The following is an 18,698-nucleotide window of genomic DNA, read 5'->3' as shown; positions in this document are numbered from 1 at the left end:
CCTCGGGCGACTGCCCGCACACCAGCGGGGGTGAACCTCTGCCCATCCAGCTGTCCGAGGCCGCGGGGCCGTCCTACATAGAGCCCGCCCACGTCCCCGCGCTGACACTCCTGCCGTAGCCCGACCGTTGGTCTGCACCTCTGACGGCAGCACTGACGGAATGACCTCGTTGGGTTTAGTGGAGTGGCAGGGGAGGCGATTTAGGCCTTCAGGTCTTATCGCCCCAGAAAGATCGGGTTCGTGAACGCCGCCAACGCCCCCGGTACCGGCCCCGCCGCCGTCTCGTGCCGTACCTCCGCGCGGACGTACGCCGCGTACGCCGGTGTCGTGCGCCACTCCGCCGCCCCCGACCCCGACACCGGCAGGAGGTCGCTCGTGTACAGGACGCCCTGGTCCGTGACCAGGCGGATCGTGCAGCGGGGAGCGCCCGTCGCCTCCACCCGGACGGTGACCGGAGTGTCCGCGGCCACCGCCAACCGCTCGCCGATGCCCGCGTGTTCGCCCCGGGCGCCCGAGGCCGTGAAGGTCAGGGAGACCTTCGCGGACTCGGCGACGTAGGAGCGGCCCGCGCGGATGCCGGACTGGATGGCCTCGCGGGTGAGGGCGTCGGCGAGGACCACCGTCTGGGGCAGGCCCACGGCGTCCGGGTCCCGGTGGGCGTCGCTGTTGCCCATCGCCGGGATCCAGGCACGGCCCTCCCGGACGGAGGCGACCAGCATGTTGTCCCACTCGGCCAGCGTCACCTCGTCGTCCGGCGTGTACGGGCCGTTCCACACCTCCACCGCGTCCGCCTCGCCGAACCCGAACTTCCAGCCGCAGCCGACGCAGGTGGCGTGCGGGTGGGCCGGGACCACCAGGCCGCCGGCCCGGCGGATCTCGCGGGCGAAACGGCCGAAGCAGTTGTCGCGGGCCCGGTAGCGCCAGTCGATGAAGGTCCCCGGGTCCGTCCCCAGCGCCACCACGTGGCCGTTGCGGGTCGTGACCTCCTCGCCGAGGAGGATCAGTAGGTCGTCGCCCGCCTCCGTGGCCCAGTGAGGGTGGGAGGTGTGGGTGTTGTGGTCCGAGGAGTTGATGAAGTCCAGGCCGGCCGCGCGGGCCAGCGCCGCGATCTCGGCCGGGGTGCGGCGGCCGTCCGAGTACCAGGAGTGGAGGTGGCAGTCGCCGCGGTACCAGGCCCGGCCCCGGCCCTTCGCTCGCGAGGGCGGGTAGACCGGCCTGGGCGTCTCCCCGGGCTCCCCGTATGTCAGCGTGATCGTCAGCTCGTACGACAGGCCCTGCGGCGCCACCGTGTACGGGCCCAGCGCCACGTGCCAGGTGCCCTCGCCGACAGGGCCCGGCACATACCCCGGCGTCGCGTCGTCCGCGCGGAGGAAGAACTCCGAGCGTGCCCCGCCCGACCAGCCCCGGAAGCCCTGGCCGCCCAGCTCGGTGCCGTGCTCGTCGAAGATGCCGATGTCGAGGGCGTTGCCCTGCGTGCCCGCCGGGACGGACGGTCTGTCGTAGGTGTACGCGACCCTGATCTCCCCTACCCCGGACGGGACTTCGACGGGTACGTAGACGAAGTCCGGCGAACCCGGGGGCAGGGTGCCGCGTACCGTCCTGGTCTCCTGGTCCTGGCCGTCGGCCGCCGCGAAGCTCACGCCTCCCAACGTAAGGGCGGCGGCCGCGCCCGTCACGAACAGAGCCCGTCGTCCGATGCCGTGCGCGTCCTCACACATGGAGGCCACCTTCCGGTACGGGTGTGAACTGCTATGGAAGGGAAGGGAATCGGGGGTCGACGGTATGTCATGTACGCGGAGAAGGGCAGTCGGCACACCGCCACTGTGACCAAGGTGCCGACCGGTCGGTATGGACATCCGTACCCCCGGCCGGTACAGATGGGTCATGCGTATCGCCGTAACGATCTTCCTCACCGACGAGACCATCACCCCGACCCGGCTCGCCCGTGAGCTGGAGGATCGGGGCTTCGCCGGCCTCTATCTGCCCGAGCACACCCACATCCCGGTCGAGCGGGTGACGCCGTACCCGGCGGGCGGTGAGCTGCCGCCCGAGTACGGCCGTACCCTCGACCCCTTCGTCGCCCTGGGTCAGGCCGCCGCGGTGACCGAACGGCTCGGCCTCGGCACCGGCATCACGCTGGTCGCCCAGCACGACCCGATCGACCTCGCCAAGCAGATCGCCACCCTCGACCACCTCTCCGGCGGCCGTTTCACCCTCGGCCTCGGCTTCGGCTGGAACGTCGAGGAGGCCGCCGACCACGGTGTGGAGTGGCGGACGCGGCGGGAGCTGGTCAAGGACCGGATGGCGCTGATGCGCGCGCTGTGGACGGACGAACCGACGGCGTACGAGGGACGGTTCGGGAGCGTACGGGCCTCCTCCGCCTTCCCCAAGCCGGCGCAGAAGCCGCGCGGACCGGTGGTCGGGCCGCGCACGCTGATCGGCGGGGCGGCAGGTCCCAAGCTGTTCTCGCACATCTCCGAGTACGCGGACGGCTGGATGCCCATCGGCGGTCGCGGGCTGACCGAGTCCCTGCCCGTCCTGCGCGCCGCCTGGACCGACGCCGGGCGCGACCCGGCCGCCCTCCAGGTCGTCCCGTACGCCGTCTTCCCGACCCCCGGCAAGCTCGCCCACTACGCCGACCTCGGCATCGAGGAGGTCGTGGTCCAGCTGCCGCCGGAGGGGGAGGCGGAGGTGCTGCGCGCACTGGACGGCTGCGGCGCCTTCCTGGACTGACCTCCGGGCGCTGATCAGCCCGACCTTATGCTCGAAGAATGACGACTTCCGCGACCCCCGGAACCGGCCCCACCGAGAACTCCATGCGTCGCGCCCTCAAACGCGCCCGGGACGGCGTCGCCCTCGACGTCACCGAGGCCGCCGTCCTGCTCCAGGCGCGCGGCGAGGCCCTCACCGACCTCGCCGCGTCCGCCGCCCGGGTGCGCGACGCGGGCCTGGCGGCGGCCGGCCGGCCAGGCGTCATCACGTACTCCAAGAGCGTCTTCATCCCCCTGACCCGGCTGTGCCGGGACAAGTGCCACTACTGCACCTTCGTCACCGTCCCCGGCAAGCTGCGCCGCGCCGGGCACGGGATGTTCATGTCGCCGGACGAGGTCCTGGACATCGCCCGCAAGGGCGCGGCCCTCGGCTGCAAGGAAGCCCTGATCACGCTGGGGGACAAGCCGGAGGAGCGGTGGCCCGAGGCGCGGGAGTGGCTGGACGCGCACGGGTACGACGACACCATCGCGTACGTCCGCGCCATATCCATCCGCATCCTGGAGGAGACGGGGCTGCTGCCCCATCTCAACCCCGGCGTGCTGTCCTGGACCGACTTCCAGCGGCTCAAGCCCGTCGCGCCGTCCATGGGCATGATGCTGGAGACCACCGCGACCCGTCTGTGGTCCGAGCCGGGCGGCCCGCACCACGGCTCCCCGGACAAGGAACCCGCCGTACGGCTGCGGGTGCTGGAGGACGCCGGGCGGTCCTCCGTGCCCTTCACCTCCGGCCTCCTCATCGGCATCGGCGAGACCTACGAGGAGCGGGCCGAGTCGCTGTTCGCGCTGCGGAAGATCTCCCGCGCCTACCACTCCATCCAGGAACTGATCATCCAGAACTTCCGCGCCAAGCCGGACACCGCGATGCGCGGCATGCCGGACGCGGAGCTGGACGAGCTGGTGGCGACGATCGCCGTCGCCCGGCACATCATGGGCCCGGCCGCCTGTCTGCAGGCCCCGCCCAACCTGGTCGAGGGCGAGTACGAGCGGCTCATCGGGGCGGGCATCGACGACTGGGGCGGGGTCTCCCCGCTGACCATCGACCACGTCAACCCCGAGCGCCCCTGGCCGCAGATCGAGGAGCTGGCCGTACGGTCGAAGGCGGCCGGGTTCGCGCTGCGGGAACGTCTCTGCGTCTACCCGGAGTTCGTCAAGCGCGGGGAACCCTGGCTGGACCCGCGGCTGCGCCCGCACGTACGGGCGCTGGCGGACCCGGAGACCGGACTGGCCCTCCCGGACGCGGTGGTCGAGGGGCACCCCTGGCAGGAACCCGAGGAGGCCTTCACCGCCTCCGGCCGCACCGACCTGCACACCGCCATCGACACCGAGGGCCGCACCTCCGACCGCCGGGACGACTTCGACGAGGTGTACGGCGACTGGGCGGAGCTGCGCGAGGCCGCGGCGCCCGGCATGGCGCCCGAGCGCATCGACACCGACGTCCGGGCGGCCCTGGCGACCGCGGCCGACGACCCGACCCGCCTGACCGACGCCGAGGCGCTGGCGCTGCTGCACGCGGACGGGCCCGCGCTGGACGCCCTGACCCGGATCGCGGACGACGTGCGCCGGGCGGCGGTCGGCGACGACGTGACGTACATCGTCACCCGCAACATCAACTTCACCAACGTCTGCTACACCGGCTGCCGCTTCTGCGCCTTCGCCCAGCGGCGGACTGACGCGGACGCCTACACGCTCTCCCTGGAGCAGGTCGCCGACCGCGCCCAGCAGGCCTGGGACGTCGGCGCGGTGGAGGTGTGCATGCAGGGCGGGATCCACCCCGACCTGCCGGGGACGGCGTACTTCGACATCGCGAAGGCGGTCAAGGAGCGGGTGCCCGGCATGCATGTGCACGCCTTCTCCCCGATGGAGGTCGTCAACGGCGCCACCCGCACCGGCCTGTCGATCCGGGAGTGGCTGACGGCGGCGAAGGAGGCCGGCCTCGACACCATCCCCGGGACGGCCGCCGAGATCCTCGACGACGAGGTCCGCTGGATCCTGACCAAGGGCAAGCTGCCGACCGCGACCTGGATCGAGGTCGTCACCACCGCGCACGAACTCGGCATCCGCTCCTCGTCCACGATGATGTACGGCCATGTCGACCAGCCCCGTCACTGGCTCGGCCATCTGCGCACCCTCGCCCGCATCCAGCAGCAGACCGGCGGCTTCACGGAGTTCGTGACCCTGCCGTTCATCCACACCAACGCGCCCGTCTACCTGGCGGGGATCTCCCGCCCCGGACCGACCGTCCGCGACAACCGCGCGGTGACGGCGATGGCCCGTCTGCTGCTGCACCCGCACATCCCCAACATCCAGACCAGCTGGGTCAAGCTGGGCACGGAGGGCGCGGCGGAGATGCTCCGCTCGGGCGCCAACGACCTCGGCGGCACGCTGATGGAGGAGACGATCTCCCGGATGGCCGGGTCGTCGTACGGCTCGTACAAGTCGGTCAAGGACCTGATCGCCGTGGCCGAGGCCGCCGGACGGCCGGCGAGGCCGCGGACCACGCTCTACGGCGAGGTGCCGGAGGAGCGGCAGCGGGCCGCGGCGGTCTCGGACGGGCACCTTCCGGAGCTGCTGCCCGTGCTGGACTGAGGACCGGGAGCGTCACAGTACGATGATCGGACCCCTGTTCCGACGGGTTCCAGGGGTCCTGTAACCGAGGAGATGCGTGCCGTGCCAGCCCCCAAGGTCTGGGTGACCGGTCTGACGGTAGGAGCGATCGCCGCTGTCGCCGTCCTGGCCGTGCAGGCCGACAAGGGACCGAAGCCGCACGTGGCCGCCTCCCGGCCGCAGGCGTCGGCCTCGGCGGGCGCGCACCCCTCGGCCACGAAGTCCGCGGCCCCGGCCAAGGTGCCGGACGGCTCCGGGACCGGGCGCCGGATCGTGTACTCGCTCGGGCAGAAGACGGTCTGGCTGGTCGACGCGAGCGACGCGGCCCGCCGCACCTTCGCCGTCTGGCCGGGGACGGTGAGCCCGGCCGTGGGCACCTACACGGTCGGCACCCGCACCGAGGGCCCGATCACCGGATCCGACGGCGTGAAGATCGAGCACATCGTGTACTTCTCCGCCCAGTCCGGCGTCAACATCGCCTTCTCCAACGCGGTCGACGGCGCCTCGCCGCCGCCCGCGACCGGCGTCCGTACCGGTGGTGTCCGGATGCGGACGGCGGACGGGGCGGCGCTGTGGGCCTTCGGGACCGCGGGCACGAAGGTCGCGGTCGTCAGGTAGCGGTCGTCACGTAGCGGTCGTCACGTAGTGGCGTCGGTCCGCCCGGTGTCGCTCGCCTTGGTGGCGCCGGACGCGATGTCGTTCGACGTGGTGGCGCCGGACGTGATGTCGTTCGACGTGGTGGCGCTGGACGTGGTGTCGCTCGGCCTGCGGTCGCTGAACAGCACGACGAGCAGCGAGATCCCGGCGAACACGAACACCCGCAGGGCGGCGTCCAGTCCGTTCCACGTCTTCGACTGCCACATGGAGAACCACTCACCGCCGATGGCGATGAACCCGGCGCCGAAGAGCAGCAACAGCATCAGCAGCCCGTAGACGGACATGGCGCGGGCACGGGCGTGGTCGCGCCGGGCCCAGAGCCAGGTGGCGTAGATGAGCACGAGCGCGGCCAGGGTCTCCCAGACGATGATCAGGACGTAAGCGGTGTTCTGCAGGCCCTTGTTGGTGATCGCGCGCCACATCAGGTCGTCGTCCTTGAACGTGGTGTCCATGGCGAGGACGTGCTGCACGAACGCCTGGTTCGTCCCGAAGTCGGTGATGTTCCCGAAGGCGACGAGCGCGATGTAGAGGGCCACGCCGGCGGTGAGCAGCCCGGCCGTGAGGTCGAGGGCTCGGGTGGTGGGGGGTGTGTTGGTGGACATGACAGCAATCTTGCCCGGGAGGATCAGCCGTGCTCACCCCGTGGGCCAGAATGTTGCCGACGCGAGGGGTTCTGGGACGAGAGGACGGACCGGTGGCGCGGGCACGGGGGTCGCGGCCGTCGATGCAGGAGCTGATCGCCCGCCGTAGACGCGCCGGTTTCGTCGGCAGAGCGGCCGAACGGGCCGCGTTCCGGGGCGACTTGGACCTGGGCGCCGGAGGACGAGCGGCATTGCTTCCGCTTCCATGCGCACGGCAACGCAGGCGTCGGAAAGACCTTCCTGATACGGGAGTTGGAGCAGATCGCCCGTGAACGGGGCGCGCTCACCGCGTACGTCGACGAGAGCGCCGCCGACCTGCCCGAGGCACTGGAGGTGATCAGCCGTCAGTTCGCCGCCCAGGGGCACCGGTTCAAGGAACCCGACCGGCTTCTCGCGGCCCATCGGGAGCGGCGGCACGAGGCGGAGGCGGTGCTCGCCGCGCCGGACACGGACCGGGACGGCCCATCGGCGGGGGAGCCTCGCGGTGACCCGGGCCGGGCTGATCGGCGCGACGGCCGTGCCCGTGGTCGGCGCCTTCGCCGGCGCCCTCGATCCCCCCCAACTCGCCGAGGGCGTCGACCGGTTGCGGGCCGGGCTCAGCGCCCGCTTCCGCAGCCAGGAGGACGTACGACTCGTCCTGGACCCGGCCGCGTGCTCACCCCGGTGCTGCTGGACGCGCTGACCGAGGCGGCGGACGCGGCACCTACGCCTCGGCCCACGCCGGCCGCGGCGCCTCGCTGAGCAACCTGGGCCGCCACACGGAGGCCCTCGCCGCTCTGGACCGGGCCCTGGAACTCAACTCCGACTGCCCCTGGGCACGGGAGCAGCGAGCCGCCGTCCTCGTCCGGCTCGGTCAGCTCGCCGACGACGGCACATCCGGTCGAAACCGGTCATGAACGGTCACTTCCGTCACTCCTCCCATACATACACGCCCCCTGAACGCACCGTCCCCGTTCGATTACAGTGCTGGACTGTCATGCGTCGGGCGGTGCCGCAGGGGAGGTCTTGGTGACTGTGACTACCGGGGCCGTGTGGGGCCGGGTCGAGCAGCAGGACTTCCGCAGCCGGGTGCGCGGCACCCTGCTCGGAGCGGCCGTCGGTGACGCGCTCGGGGCGCCGGTGGACGCCCTTGACCTCGACCAGATCCGCGAGACCTACGGCGCCGAGGGGCTCGTGGACCTCGCTTTCGCCTACGGCAGGCGTGGTGCCGTCACCCACCTCACCCAGCTCACCCTGTTCTCCGTCGACGGGCTGATACGGGCCCAGGTGCGCCGTGACACCGGCGCCTGGCATCCGCCGACCGACCTGCACCGGGCGTATCTGCGGTGGGCGGCCACCCAGCGGGACTGGGGGCCCGACGAGCGGCGCAAGGACGACGGCTGGCTGGCGCGGGAGGAGTGGCTGTACGCGCGCCGGGATCCGGCCCGTTCGCTGCTGATCGGGTTCGGCGACGACACCATGGGGACGCTGGACGCGCCCAAGAACCCGGCCGAGGTCGGGCCCGAGGCGGTCGCCCGGTCCGCGCCCTTCGGGCTGCTGGTCGGCTGGGAGCCGCAACTGGTCGTCCAGCTCGCGGTGGAGTGCGCCGCGCAGACTCACGGCCACCCCACCGCCTACCTGTCGGCGGGAGCGTACGCCGTGATCGTGCACGCGCTGGCCCGGGGCGACAGCCTGGACGGCGCGGTGCAGCGGGCGCTCGCGCTGCTCGCCGCGCGGCCGGGGCACCAGCCGGTGTCCGACGCGCTGCAGCACGCGCTGGGCGCGGTACGGCAGGGCATACCGACACCGCTGCGCGTGGAGGAACTGGCCGGCGACGGCTCCGCCGAGGGCGTGCTGGCCGCCGCGGTGTACTGCGCCCTGGTCGGCGAGGACGTACGGCACGGTCTGTGTCTCGCCGTGAACCAGGACGGGCCCTCCGGTCCGACCGGCGCCCTCACCGGCGGTCTGCTGGGCGCCCTGCACGGCGAGACGGCGCTGCCCCCGGCCTGGCTGGCCGAACTGGAGGGCCGCCCCACCGTCCTCGAACTCGCCGACGACTTCGCCATGGAGATGACCCAGGGCCCGGCCCTCCACGGCCCGGCCGGCTCCTCCCCGGGCTGGCTGGCGCGCTACCCGAGGGCGTAGAGCGCATCACCCTCATCCGGCCGAACGGCGCGGCGCCGGTGTGGTGTCGGGGCGGGGGCGCGTCGGGATGCGGCCGTCGCGCTCCCGGGCCAGGCGCGCATCGCGATCCGCCGTGTCGGACGGACCGGGCTCCGGTGTGGCGTGGCGCCAGGGTGCTGTCGGGTCGGGGGCGTGTCGGGATGCGGCCATCCCGGGCCCGGCCCGGTGCGCATCGCGATCCGCCGCGTCGGACCGGTCCCCGGCGCGGGTCGGGGACAGCGCGGGCGCGGGCGTCTGGCCGGGGTAGCCGTCGCTCAGACCCCGCTCAGACCCGCTCAGGCCCCCGTGGCCGGGGCCGGAAGCGTGGGGCCCATTGTGCTTGCTCGGGGGATGAGGCGGTGGGGGGCGCGGATCTCCATGCCGGGGACCGGGGTCGGGGTGGTGATGCGTTTGAGCAGGCGTTCCACCGCCGTCTCGGCGATCATCCGCTTGTCCGGGGAGACCGTCGTCACCGGCGGGTTCGAGTAACGGGCGTCCTCTATGTCGTCGTAACCGACGATGGCGACGTCCTCCGGGACCCGCAGTCCGCGGGCGGCCAGGGTGTGCAGGGCGCCGAGCGCGACCAGGTCGCTGTAGCAGAAGACCGCGTCCGGGGGTTCCTGGAGGTCGAGCAGGTGGGCCATGGCGGTGGCGCCGTCGGAGCGGTTGAAGCGCGGGGTGGAGATGACGTACTCCTCCCGGACGGGCAGACCGGCCCGCTCATGGGCCAGCCGGTAGCCGCGGGTGCGCAGCTGCGCGGCCTCACCCGTGCGGTACGGCTGGTCACCGATCGCCGCGACGCGCCGCCGCCCGAGGTCGAGCAGATGCTCGGTAGCCTCGCGTGAGGCGCTGACGTCGTCGATGCCGATGTGGTCGAAGCTGCCGTCGCTGACCCGCTCGCCGAGCACCACCAGCGGCAGGCTCGCGTCACGCTCGGTCAGGTCCGTCTGGGCCAGGCCCAGCGGACTGAAGATCACGCCGTCGAAGAGCAGCTGCTGCGAGCCGCGGCTGAGGAACAGCTTCTCGTGCTCGGCGTCGCCGTCGGTCTGGTCGATCAGGACGTTGTACCCGCGCACCCGCGCCGCCCGGATGATGCCCTGCAACAGCTCGGCGAAGTACGGGGTGTCCAGATACGGCACGACCACCGCGAGCTGCCCCGAGCGCCCGGAGGCGAGGTTGCGGGCGAGCACGTTCGGCCGGTACCCGAGCTCGTCCACGGCCTGCTGCACCCGCGCCCGGGTGCTCTCGGCGACCGGCGCGTAGCCGTTGACCACGTTGGACACGGTGCGACTGGAGACGCCGGCCAACGCCGCGACGTCGCGGAGTGTGACGCCTTTTGCCATAGGTCACCTTCATCCCGGATGGGGGTCGTTGTGGAAAGTTTCGCCCCAGCTCTTGCAGCGTGGCAATCCTTCGGTTAACACTTTTGCAGCGCTGCAGAGCCTAGCAGGGGCACCCGAAGGGATGATCGGGAACCGCCTCCTGTCGACCCTGTCGCGCTCGGACAACCGGTAGGAGCCGCCACCAGTTCTCTGGCCGAAATCTCGAACGGCGTTCGAGATGAGGATTCCGCGTACTCTTTTCCGGCCCGTACCGCCGCATACCGCTCACCGATCCCCTCCCTCTTCCTGCCCTCTCGGCACCCTCACCCAGGAGAATGCTCATGTCGTCCACCAGACTGCCCCGTTCTCTGCGCCGGACCGCCGTCGCGACGACCTCCGCCGCCCTCGCCGCCGTGCTCCTCGCGGCCTGCGGCTCCAGCGGCGGCAGCGACTCGGGATCCTCGTCCAGCGGCCCGGTGCACATCAAGGTGTGGGCCTGGTACCCGGACTTCAAGCAGGTCGTCGACCAGTTCAACAAGACCCACAAGGACGTCCAGGTCGACTGGGTGCAGGCAGGCGTCGGCCAGGACGAGTACACCAAGCTGAAGACCGCGCTCAAGGCCGGCCAGGGCGCCCCGGACGTCGTCATGCTGGAGTTCCAGGAGCTGCCGACCATCCAGCTCACCAAGGGCCTGCTCGACATGGGCAAGTACGGTGCGAACGCGGACAAGGGCAACTACGTGTCCTGGGCCTGGAACCAGTCCTCCGACGGCGACCACGTCTATGCCATACCGGTCGACGGCGGCCCGATGACGATGATGTACCGGGCCGACCTCTTCAAGAAGTACAACCTGAAGGTGCCGACCACCTGGGCGGAGTTCAAGCAGGAGGCGGTCAAGCTCCACAAGGCCGACCCGAACGCCTACCTGACCGACTTCGGCAGCGACGAGACCGCCGCCGGCTGGCGCCAGGGCCTGATGTGGCAGGCCGGCTCCCGCCCCTACACCTACTCGGCGAGCAAGCTGCCGGACATCGGGGTCAACCTGAACGACGCCGGGGCGAAGAAGGTGTACGACTACTGGGGCGACCTGGTCAAGAACAAGCTGGTCGACACCACCTCGTACGCCACCACGGACTTCTACAACGGCCTGAGCACCGGCAAGTACGCCACCTACATCGCGGCCGGCTGGGGCCCGGGCTACCTCTCCAGCGTCGCCAAGAAGACCGCCGGCAAGTGGCGCGTGGCCCCGCTGCCGCAGTGGACGGCGGGCGGCAGCGACCAGGGCGACTGGGGCGGTTCGAGCTTCGCGGTGACCACCCAGACCAAGCACCCCAAGGAGGCCACCGAGGTCGCCCGGGAACTCTTCGGCACCTCCGAGGCCGCCTGGAAGATCGGCATCGACCAGGCCTACCTCTTCCCGCTGTCCAACCCGATCCTCAACGGCGCCTACTTCAAGCAGAAGAAGTACGCCTTCTTCGGCGGCCAGCAGATCAACTCGGTGTTCGTGCCCGCCGCCAACGGCATCTCCACCTTCGACTGGAGCCCGTTCCAGGACTTCGCCTACAACACCGACACCAGCGAGGTGGGCAAGGCGATCCAGGGCCAGACCGACTGGTCCGCGGTGAACGACGACGTCCAGAGCCAGGTGACCTCCTACGCGTCCAAGCAGGGATTCAAGGTCAACAAGTAACCGGCCCGGTTTCTCGAGTCCGCACCGCCCCCGCCGACGCCCCACGCGTCATCCGTCCGCCGTCGGAGGGGGCCCGTACGACGCGCAAGGAGATGTGATGAGCCTGCTCCGACAGCAGGGACCAGCACTCGCGCCCGCAAGTTCCGCCCCCGCCGCGGTGGCTGGTGCCCCGACGGCCGGCGGCAGGAGCGGCCGGCGCTCCCCCGGGCGGTCCGCCCGCTCCCGCCACCGGGGCATGGGACTGCTGCTGATCACCCCGTTCACCCTGCTCTTCCTGGCCTTCCTGGTGGCGCCGCTGGCGTACGCCTTCTGGCTGAGCCTGAGGACCTCCACCCTGGTCGGCGGTGACCACTTCAGCTGGTTCGCCAACTACAAGCAGACCTTCACCGACCCGCACTTCCTCTCCGGTGTGCGCCGGGTCGCGGTCTTCGGCCTGGTGCAGATCCCGCTCATGCTCGGGCTGGCGCTGCTCGGTGCGCTGATCATCGACGAGGTCACCAGCAGGCTCGCCAAGGTCTTCCGCATGACCCTGTTCATGCCGTACGCCGTGCCCGCCGTGATCGGCGCGCTGATGTGGGGCTTCCTCTACAGCCCGACCTTCGGCCCGGTGAACACCCTGAGCCACGCCCTCGGCATGGGCAAGGTCGACCTGCTGGGGCACAGCCTGATGCTGACCTCGCTCGGCAACATCGTGACCTGGCAGTGGACCGGCTACAACATGATCGTCCTGTACGCGGCGCTGCAGGGCCTGCCCCGCGAGGTCTACGAGGCCGCCAAGCTGGACGGCGCCGGGCAGATCCAGACGGCCCTGCGCATCAAGATCCCGATGGTGTCCTCGGCGATCGTCCTCACCCTGATGTTCACCATCATCGGCACCCTGCAGTTCTTCACCGAACCGCGTGTCCTGGAGCCGACCGCCTCCTCGGTGATCAGCCCGGACTACACGCCGAACCTCTACGCCTACAACCTCGCCTTCCAGTACTCGGAGTTCAACTACTCCGCCGCCATCTCCTTCTCGCTCGGAGCGGTGGTCTTCATCGGCTCCTACCTCTTCCTGTTCGCCACGCGCAAAAGGAGCGGACTGAAGTGACGACCGCCGCAGCCCCCGCCCCCGCCGCCCCCGCCCGGGCGCCCCGCCGTACCTCCGCCGCCCGCGGACGCGTCACCGTCAACGCGGTGATGGTGGCGATGATCCTGTACTTCCTGCTGCCGTTCTGGTGGCTGGTCGTCGCGGCCACCAAGAACAACGACGCGCTGTTCTCCACCGCCGCCCTCTGGTTCCACTCGCCGGCCTCGTTCTTCGACAACCTCCGCCAGCTGTTCACCTACAACGACGGCGAGTACCTGCGCTGGATGGGCAACACCGCGATCTACGCGGGCGTCAGCGGCGTCGGCGCGACGGCGGTGGCCACCTTCGCCGGGTACGCCTTCGCCAAGTACCGCTTCCCCGGCCGCAACCTGCTCTTCTCCAGCCTGCTCGGCGCCATCATGGTCCCCGCGACCGCGCTGGCCATCCCCACCTATCTGCTGCTGAGCAAGGTGGCGCTGACCAACACCATGTGGGCGGTCATCCTGCCCTCGCTGCTCAACCCGTTCGGCGTCTACCTGGTGCGGGTGTACGTGCAGGAGTCGCTGCCGGACGAGCTGCTGGAGGCGGCCCGCGTGGACGGCGCGGGGGAGCTGCGGGTGCTGTTCAACGTGGCGCTGCCCACCCTGAAGCCCGCCCTGGTCACGGTGCTGCTGTTCTCCATGGTCGGCACCTGGAACAACTTCTTCCTGCCGCTGGTGATGCTCAACAACGACAAGCTGTTCCCGCTCACCGTCGGCCTGCAGTCCTGGTACCAGGGAGCGCTGATCCAGTCCGGCGCCAACGCGCTGTTCACCCTCGTCATCGCGGGTTCCCTGGTGGCGATCCTCCCGCTGATCGTCGCCTTCCTCCTCCTCCAGCGCTACTGGCGCGGCGGCTTGACCGTCGGAAGCCTCAAGTGAGCTGAAGAGCCCGCCTGTTCCCCCCTCCTTCCCCCGCACCTCCCGGAGCGCCCTTCATGCTGCACGCTTCCCTGACCGTCGACCCCGCCTTCCGCGTAGCCGACGTGAGCCCCCGTACCTTCGGCTCGTTCGTCGAGCACATGGGCCGCTGCGTCTACACCGGCATCTACGAACCCGGCCACCCCGAGGCCGACGAGGACGGTCTGCGCCGTGACGTCCTGGAGCTGGTGCGCGAGCTGGGCGTGACCACCGTGCGCTATCCCGGCGGCAACTTCGTCTCCGGCTTCCGCTGGGAGGACGGCGTCGGCCCGGTCGCCGACCGGCCCACCCGCCTGGACCTCGCCTGGCACAGCACCGAGACCAACGCCTTTGGACTGCACGAGTTCGCCGCCTGGGCCCGCAAGGCCGGCGTCGAGCCCATGATGGCGCTCAACCTCGGCACCCGGGGCGTCCAGGAGGCCCTCGACCTGCTGGAGTACGCCAACCACCCCGGCGGCACCGCCTGGTCCGACCAGCGCGTCAAGAACGGCGCCCGGGACCCGTTCGGCATCCGCATGTGGTGCCTGGGCAACGAGATGGACGGCCCCTGGCAGACCGGCCACAAGACCGCCGCCGAGTACGGCCGGCTCGCCGCCGAGACCGGCCGCGCGATGCGCATGATCGACCCGAACCTCGAACTGGTGGCGTGCGGCAGCTCCAGCTCCTCCATGCCGACGTTCGGCGCCTGGGAGGCGACCGTCCTGGAGGAGGCGTACGACCAGGTCGACTACATCTCCTGCCACGCCTACTACGAGGAGCTCGACGGCGACCTCGGCAGCTTCCTCGCCTCCGCCGTCGACATGGACGGCTTCGTGGAGTCGGTGGTAGCCACCGCCGACCACGTCCGGGCCAAGCTGCGCCGCAAGAAGCGGATCCAGCTCTCCTTCGACGAGTGGAACGTCTGGTACAACTCCCGGTTCGAGGCGGCGGAGAAGCCCACCGAGTGGGCCGTCGCCCCGCGCGTCATCGAGGACGAGTACAACGTCGCCGACGCCGTCGTGGTCGGCGGTCTGCTGATCAGCCTGCTGCGGCACAGCGACCGTGTCACCGCCGCCTGCCTCGCCCAGCTCGTCAACGTCATCGCCCCGATCCGCAGCGAGGCCGGCGGCCCGAGCTGGCGGCAGACGACCTTCCACCCCTTCGCCCAGGCCGCCCGGCACGCCCGCGGTACGGTCCTGCGGGTGGCGCCGGTCGCGCCGTTGTACGAGACGAAACGATTCGGCGGAGTTCCGGTCGTGGACGCCGTGGCCACCCACATCGAGGGCGCGGACGGCCCCGACGAGCTCACCGTCTTCGCCGTCAACCGGCACCAGGGCGAGAACGTCGAACTCGCCCTCGACCTGCGGGCGTTCCCCGGCTACACGCCGGTGGAGCACTCCGTGCTCAGCGACCCCGACATCCGCGCCACCAACACCCAGGACGACCCCGACCGGGTCCGGCCCTACACCGCCGAGACCGGCGCCGTCACCGACGGACGGCTCACCGTGAGCCTCTCGCCCGTCTCCTGGAACGTCGTCCGGCTGCGCCGCGCCGGCTGACCCACCCCCTCGGACACCCACCGCTCCCGACTCCCCGCTCTTCCTCCCCGGGGAGCGGCGGGTCAGGCACCACCCCTCTTCCCCGGACACCCTTTGGGAGCCGCATGTCCACCACCAGGGAAGGCGCCGTACACCGCGCCGCACCCGCCGTCCGCAGACCCCAGACGATCACCGTGCTGCTGGCCCTGCTCGCAGCTGCCGTCGCCCTCCTCATCCCCTCCGCCGGCCCGGCCCACGCGATCTCGCGCGCCTCGCAGACGATGTACACCCCCGCGTCGGGCACCCCGTCCCCCGGCTCGCTCTACCCGCGCGGCCTGCGCCTGCAGTACAGCGGATCCTCCAACGGCACCCTGCTCGCCACCTTCGAGCAGTACAGCTCGGGCACCCCGGTCTTCCCGGTCTACCGCAGCACCGACAACGGCAACAGCTGGACCCAGATCTCCAGCATCACCGACACGCACAACGGCTTCGGCATGCGCTACCAGCCGTTCCTGTACGAACTCCCCACCGCCGTCGGCAACTTCCCGGCCGGCACGATCCTCGCCGCCGGCAACTCCATCCCGAGCGACCTGTCCACGACCGAGCTGGACCTGTACGCCAGCACCGACCACGGGGTGAGCTGGTCCTACGTCAGCACCATCGCCACCGGCGGCAAGGCCGACCCCACCAACGGCCAGACGCCCGTGTGGGAGCCGTTCCTGATGGTGTCCGGCTCCAAGCTGATCGTGTACTACTCCGACCAGCGCGACCCCAACAACGGCCAGAAGATCGTGCACCAGGTCAGCACGGACGGCCTGACCTGGGGTTCCGTGGTGAACGATGTCGCCACCTCGACCTACGGCGACCGCCCGGGCATGCCGACGGTCGCGAAGCTGCCCAACGGCAGCTACGTGATGACGTACGAGTTCTGGGGCGCCCCCGAGGGCGGCTTCGCCGTCTACTACAAGATCTCCGCCGACCCCGAGGCCTTCGGCTCGGCGACCGGCATCGCCCTCAAGGCGACCGACGGCACCGTGCCCACCAGCTCGCCGTACATCACCTGGCTGCCGACCGGCGGCGCCAACGGCACCCTCGTCGTCAGCGCCAACAGCACCACCGACCTGTTCCTCAACACGCAGAACGGCGCCTCCGGCCAGTGGACGCGCATCGCCTCCACCGTCCCCGGCGGCTACAGCCGTGGCATGGTCCCGCTCTCCGACGGCCACAGCCTGCTGGTCCTCAGCGGCGGCCACCTGACCAGTACCGGCCTCAACCCCGTCACCTACGGCACGATCGACCTGGGCGGCGGCATCTCCGACGGCGCCACCTACACGATGTCCAACGCCAACAGCCACCTCATGCTGGCCATCGCGGGCGGCTCCACCACCAACGGCATCAACGCCACCCAGCAGAACGCCGACAACGCGAGCGACCAGAAGTGGAAGTTCGTCCAGCAGACGTCCGGCTACTTCAAGATCTTCAACGTGGCCAGCGGCAAGGTCCTGGGCGTGCAGAACCAGTCCACCGCCAACGGCGCCAAGGTCCTGCAGTGGGACGACAACGGCACCCTCGACCACGAGTGGGCGATCGCCCCGAACCCGGCGGGCGGCTTCACCGCCACCAACCGGATCAGCGGCAAGTACCTGGAGATCCCCAGCGCCTCCACCACCGTCGGCACCGCCGCCGGGCAGTGGTCCGACACCGGCTGCGCCTGCCAGCGCTGGAACCTCACCCAGACCGCCCTGCCCACCCTGTCCACCGGCCAGTACCGGCTGGTCAACAAGAACAGCGGCAAGTTCTTCGAGATCCCCGGCGCCTCCACCGCCACGGGCAAGCAGGCCGGCCAGTGGGTGAACACCGCCAACAACTGCCAGCTGTGGACGTTCCAGTCCGCCGCCGGCGGGGCGTGGACCGTGAAGAACGTCAACAGCGGTCTGTTCCTCGACAACAACGGCTCGACCTCGTCGGGCGCGGCCGTCGTCCAGAACGCGTCCTCCGGCGCGAACTCCCAGAACTGGACGCTGACCGACGCGGGAAGCGGCTACTTCAAGCTCGTCAACTCCGCCAGCGGCCTGGTCGCGGACGTCGCCTCCGCCTCCACGGCCAACGGCGCCCTGATCGTCCAGGCGACCGACACCGGCGCCGATGACGAACTGTGGCAGGTCGTACGGGTCAACTGACCCTCAGGGGCCCGGCTTCGCAGCCGGGCCCCCGATCTTCTGTCCAACATTCCGAACCATGACTGACATACCGAACAAGAAAGGTAGGCCCGCCGTGTCTGAAGAACTCTGTGTGGTGGGTGTGGACTTCGGTACCCTGTCCGGCCGCGCTGTGGTGGTCCGGGTCCGTGACGGCGCCGAGTTGGGGACGGCGGAGCACGCGTACGGCCACGCGGTCCTGGACCGTGAGCTGCCGGACGGTACGCGGCTGCCGCCGGACTGGGCGCTGCAGGTGCCCTCGGACTACATCGACGTGCTGCGCGAGGCGGTGCCGGCGGCGCTGGCGGCCGCCGGGATCCGTCCCGAGCAAGTGGTGGGCATCGGCACGGACTTCACCGCGTGCACGGTGTTGCCGGTGCTGGCGGACGGCACGCCGCTGTGCGAGCTGCCGGAGTACGGTGCCCGCCCGCACGCCTACGTCAAGCTGTGGCGCCATCACGCCGCGCAGGGGCAGGCGGACCGGATCAACGCGCTGGCCGCCGAGCGCAAGGAGCCGTGGCTGGAGCGGTATGGCGGGAAGATCTCCTCGGAGTGGGAGTTCGCCAAGGCGCTGCAGGTGCTGGAGGAGGATCCGGAGGTCTACCGGCGCACGGAGCGGTGGGTGGAGGCGGCGGACTGGATCGTGTGGCGGTTGTGCGGGAGGTATGTCCGCAACGCCTGCACCGCCGGCTACAAGGGGCAGTATCAGGAGGGGAGTTATCCCTCCCGCGGCTACCTGGAGGCCCTCAACCCCGAGTTCGCGGGCTTCGTGACGGACAAGCTGGAGCAGCCGATCGGCCAGCTGGGCGATGCGGCGGGTGGGTTGACGGCGGAGGCGGCGGCCTGGACCGGGCTGCCGGAGGGGATCGCGGTGTGTGTCGGCAACGTCGACGCGCATGTCACCGCCCCGGCGGCGGTCGCGGTGGAACCGGGTCAGATGGTCGCCATCATGGGCACCTCGACCTGTCATGTGATGAGTTCCGACCAGCACGGTGTGGTGCCGGGCATGTGCGGGGTGGTGGACGGCGGGATCCTGCCGGGCCTGTGGGGGTATGAGGCCGGTCAGAGCGGTGTCGGTGACATCTTCGCCTGGTTCGTGCGCACCGGGTTCCCGGCCGCATACGCCG

At 70.8% G+C, this 18,698-nt stretch carries 13 protein-coding genes and 2 pseudogenes; 12 read left to right on the top strand and 3 right to left on the bottom strand.

The features are described from left to right. Window positions 1-215: 215 nt before the first annotated feature. Window positions 216-1,718, bottom strand: coding sequence for a CehA/McbA family metallohydrolase (locus MKW14_RS28905; protein WP_240867208.1), 1,503 nt, complete (start codon window positions 1,716-1,718; stop codon window positions 216-218). Between the two features lie 166 nt (window positions 1,719-1,884). Between MKW14_RS28905 and MKW14_RS28900 the strand changes: the two genes are divergently transcribed. From MKW14_RS28900 to MKW14_RS28890, 3 genes are all read left to right on the top strand, one after another. Further along, entirely contained in the window at window positions 1,885-2,733 is an 849-nt protein-coding gene (locus MKW14_RS28900) for an LLM class F420-dependent oxidoreductase (protein ID WP_240867206.1), read from the top strand. A 38-nt stretch (window positions 2,734-2,771) separates the two neighbouring features. Beyond that, a complete protein-coding gene (locus MKW14_RS28895; RefSeq protein ID WP_240867203.1) occupies window positions 2,772-5,357 on the top strand; it encodes a bifunctional FO biosynthesis protein CofGH in 2,586 nt (861 codons plus the stop codon). Between the two features lie 72 nt (window positions 5,358-5,429). Then, complete coding sequence (locus tag MKW14_RS28890) at window positions 5,430-5,993, top strand: hypothetical protein (protein ID WP_240867200.1); 564 nt, start codon at window positions 5,430-5,432, stop codon at window positions 5,991-5,993. Window positions 5,994-6,133: 140 nt separating this feature from the next. On the opposite strand, the pseudogene MKW14_RS28885 reads toward MKW14_RS28890, so the two are convergent. Continuing rightward, window positions 6,134-6,634: pseudogene (locus MKW14_RS28885) on the bottom strand (DUF2165 domain-containing protein); the annotation flags it as partial. A 523-nt stretch (window positions 6,635-7,157) separates the two neighbouring features. Between MKW14_RS28885 and MKW14_RS41365 the strand changes: the two are divergent. The 3 genes and pseudogenes from MKW14_RS41365 (at window position 7,158) to MKW14_RS28875 (ending at window position 8,797) form a co-directional block, all read left to right on the top strand. Further along, window positions 7,158-7,355: a hypothetical protein gene (locus MKW14_RS41365; RefSeq protein ID WP_308314644.1), complete on the top strand. Its 198-nt coding sequence runs from the start codon at window positions 7,158-7,160 to the stop codon at window positions 7,353-7,355. 37 nt (window positions 7,356-7,392) lie between these two features. Further along, window positions 7,393-7,569: pseudogene (locus tag MKW14_RS41630) on the top strand (tetratricopeptide repeat protein); the annotation flags it as partial. Between the two features lie 112 nt (window positions 7,570-7,681). Then, on the top strand, window positions 7,682-8,797 hold the full coding sequence (locus tag MKW14_RS28875) for an ADP-ribosylglycohydrolase family protein (RefSeq protein ID WP_240867197.1): 1,116 nt from the start codon (window positions 7,682-7,684) through the stop codon (window positions 8,795-8,797). Window positions 8,798-9,111: 314 nt separating this feature from the next. Here MKW14_RS28875 and MKW14_RS28870 read toward each other — a convergent pair whose 3' ends face one another. Continuing rightward, window positions 9,112-10,158, bottom strand: a complete 1,047-nt coding sequence (locus MKW14_RS28870) for a LacI family DNA-binding transcriptional regulator (RefSeq protein WP_240867195.1) — start codon at window positions 10,156-10,158, stop codon at window positions 9,112-9,114. Between the two features lie 320 nt (window positions 10,159-10,478). Between MKW14_RS28870 and MKW14_RS28865 the strand changes: the two genes are divergently transcribed. From MKW14_RS28865 to MKW14_RS28840, 6 genes are all read left to right on the top strand, one after another. Beyond that, complete coding sequence (locus MKW14_RS28865) at window positions 10,479-11,828, top strand: ABC transporter substrate-binding protein (RefSeq protein ID WP_240867192.1); 1,350 nt, start codon at window positions 10,479-10,481, stop codon at window positions 11,826-11,828. A gap of 97 nt (window positions 11,829-11,925) precedes the next feature. Further along, window positions 11,926-12,918 carry a carbohydrate ABC transporter permease gene (locus MKW14_RS28860; RefSeq protein ID WP_240867190.1) on the top strand — a complete coding sequence of 331 codons (993 nt, stop codon included), beginning with the start codon at window positions 11,926-11,928 and terminating at the stop codon, window positions 12,916-12,918. Then, window positions 12,915-13,817, top strand: coding sequence for a carbohydrate ABC transporter permease (locus MKW14_RS28855; protein ID WP_240867188.1), 903 nt, complete (start codon window positions 12,915-12,917; stop codon window positions 13,815-13,817). Before MKW14_RS28860 ends, MKW14_RS28855 begins: the two co-directional genes overlap by 4 nt. Before the next feature lie 56 nt (window positions 13,818-13,873). Continuing rightward, window positions 13,874-15,394 carry an arabinosylfuranosidase ArfA gene (gene arfA / locus MKW14_RS28850; protein WP_240867186.1) on the top strand — a complete coding sequence of 507 codons (1,521 nt, stop codon included), beginning with the start codon at window positions 13,874-13,876 and terminating at the stop codon, window positions 15,392-15,394. Between the two features lie 104 nt (window positions 15,395-15,498). Then, window positions 15,499-17,553: an RICIN domain-containing protein gene (locus MKW14_RS28845; RefSeq protein ID WP_240867182.1), complete on the top strand. Its 2,055-nt coding sequence runs from the start codon at window positions 15,499-15,501 to the stop codon at window positions 17,551-17,553. 94 nt (window positions 17,554-17,647) lie between these two features. Next, a partial coding sequence (locus MKW14_RS28840) for a ribulokinase (protein ID WP_308314643.1) occupies window positions 17,648-18,698 on the top strand: 1,051 nt, incomplete at its 3' end.

This window comes from Streptomyces gilvus (assembly GCF_022513565.1).
Classification (GTDB): Bacteria; Actinomycetota; Actinomycetes; order Streptomycetales; family Streptomycetaceae; genus Streptomyces; species Streptomyces gilvus.
Note: the sequence above shows the minus strand (reverse complement) of the source record. Positions and strands in the feature narration are given on the sequence as shown.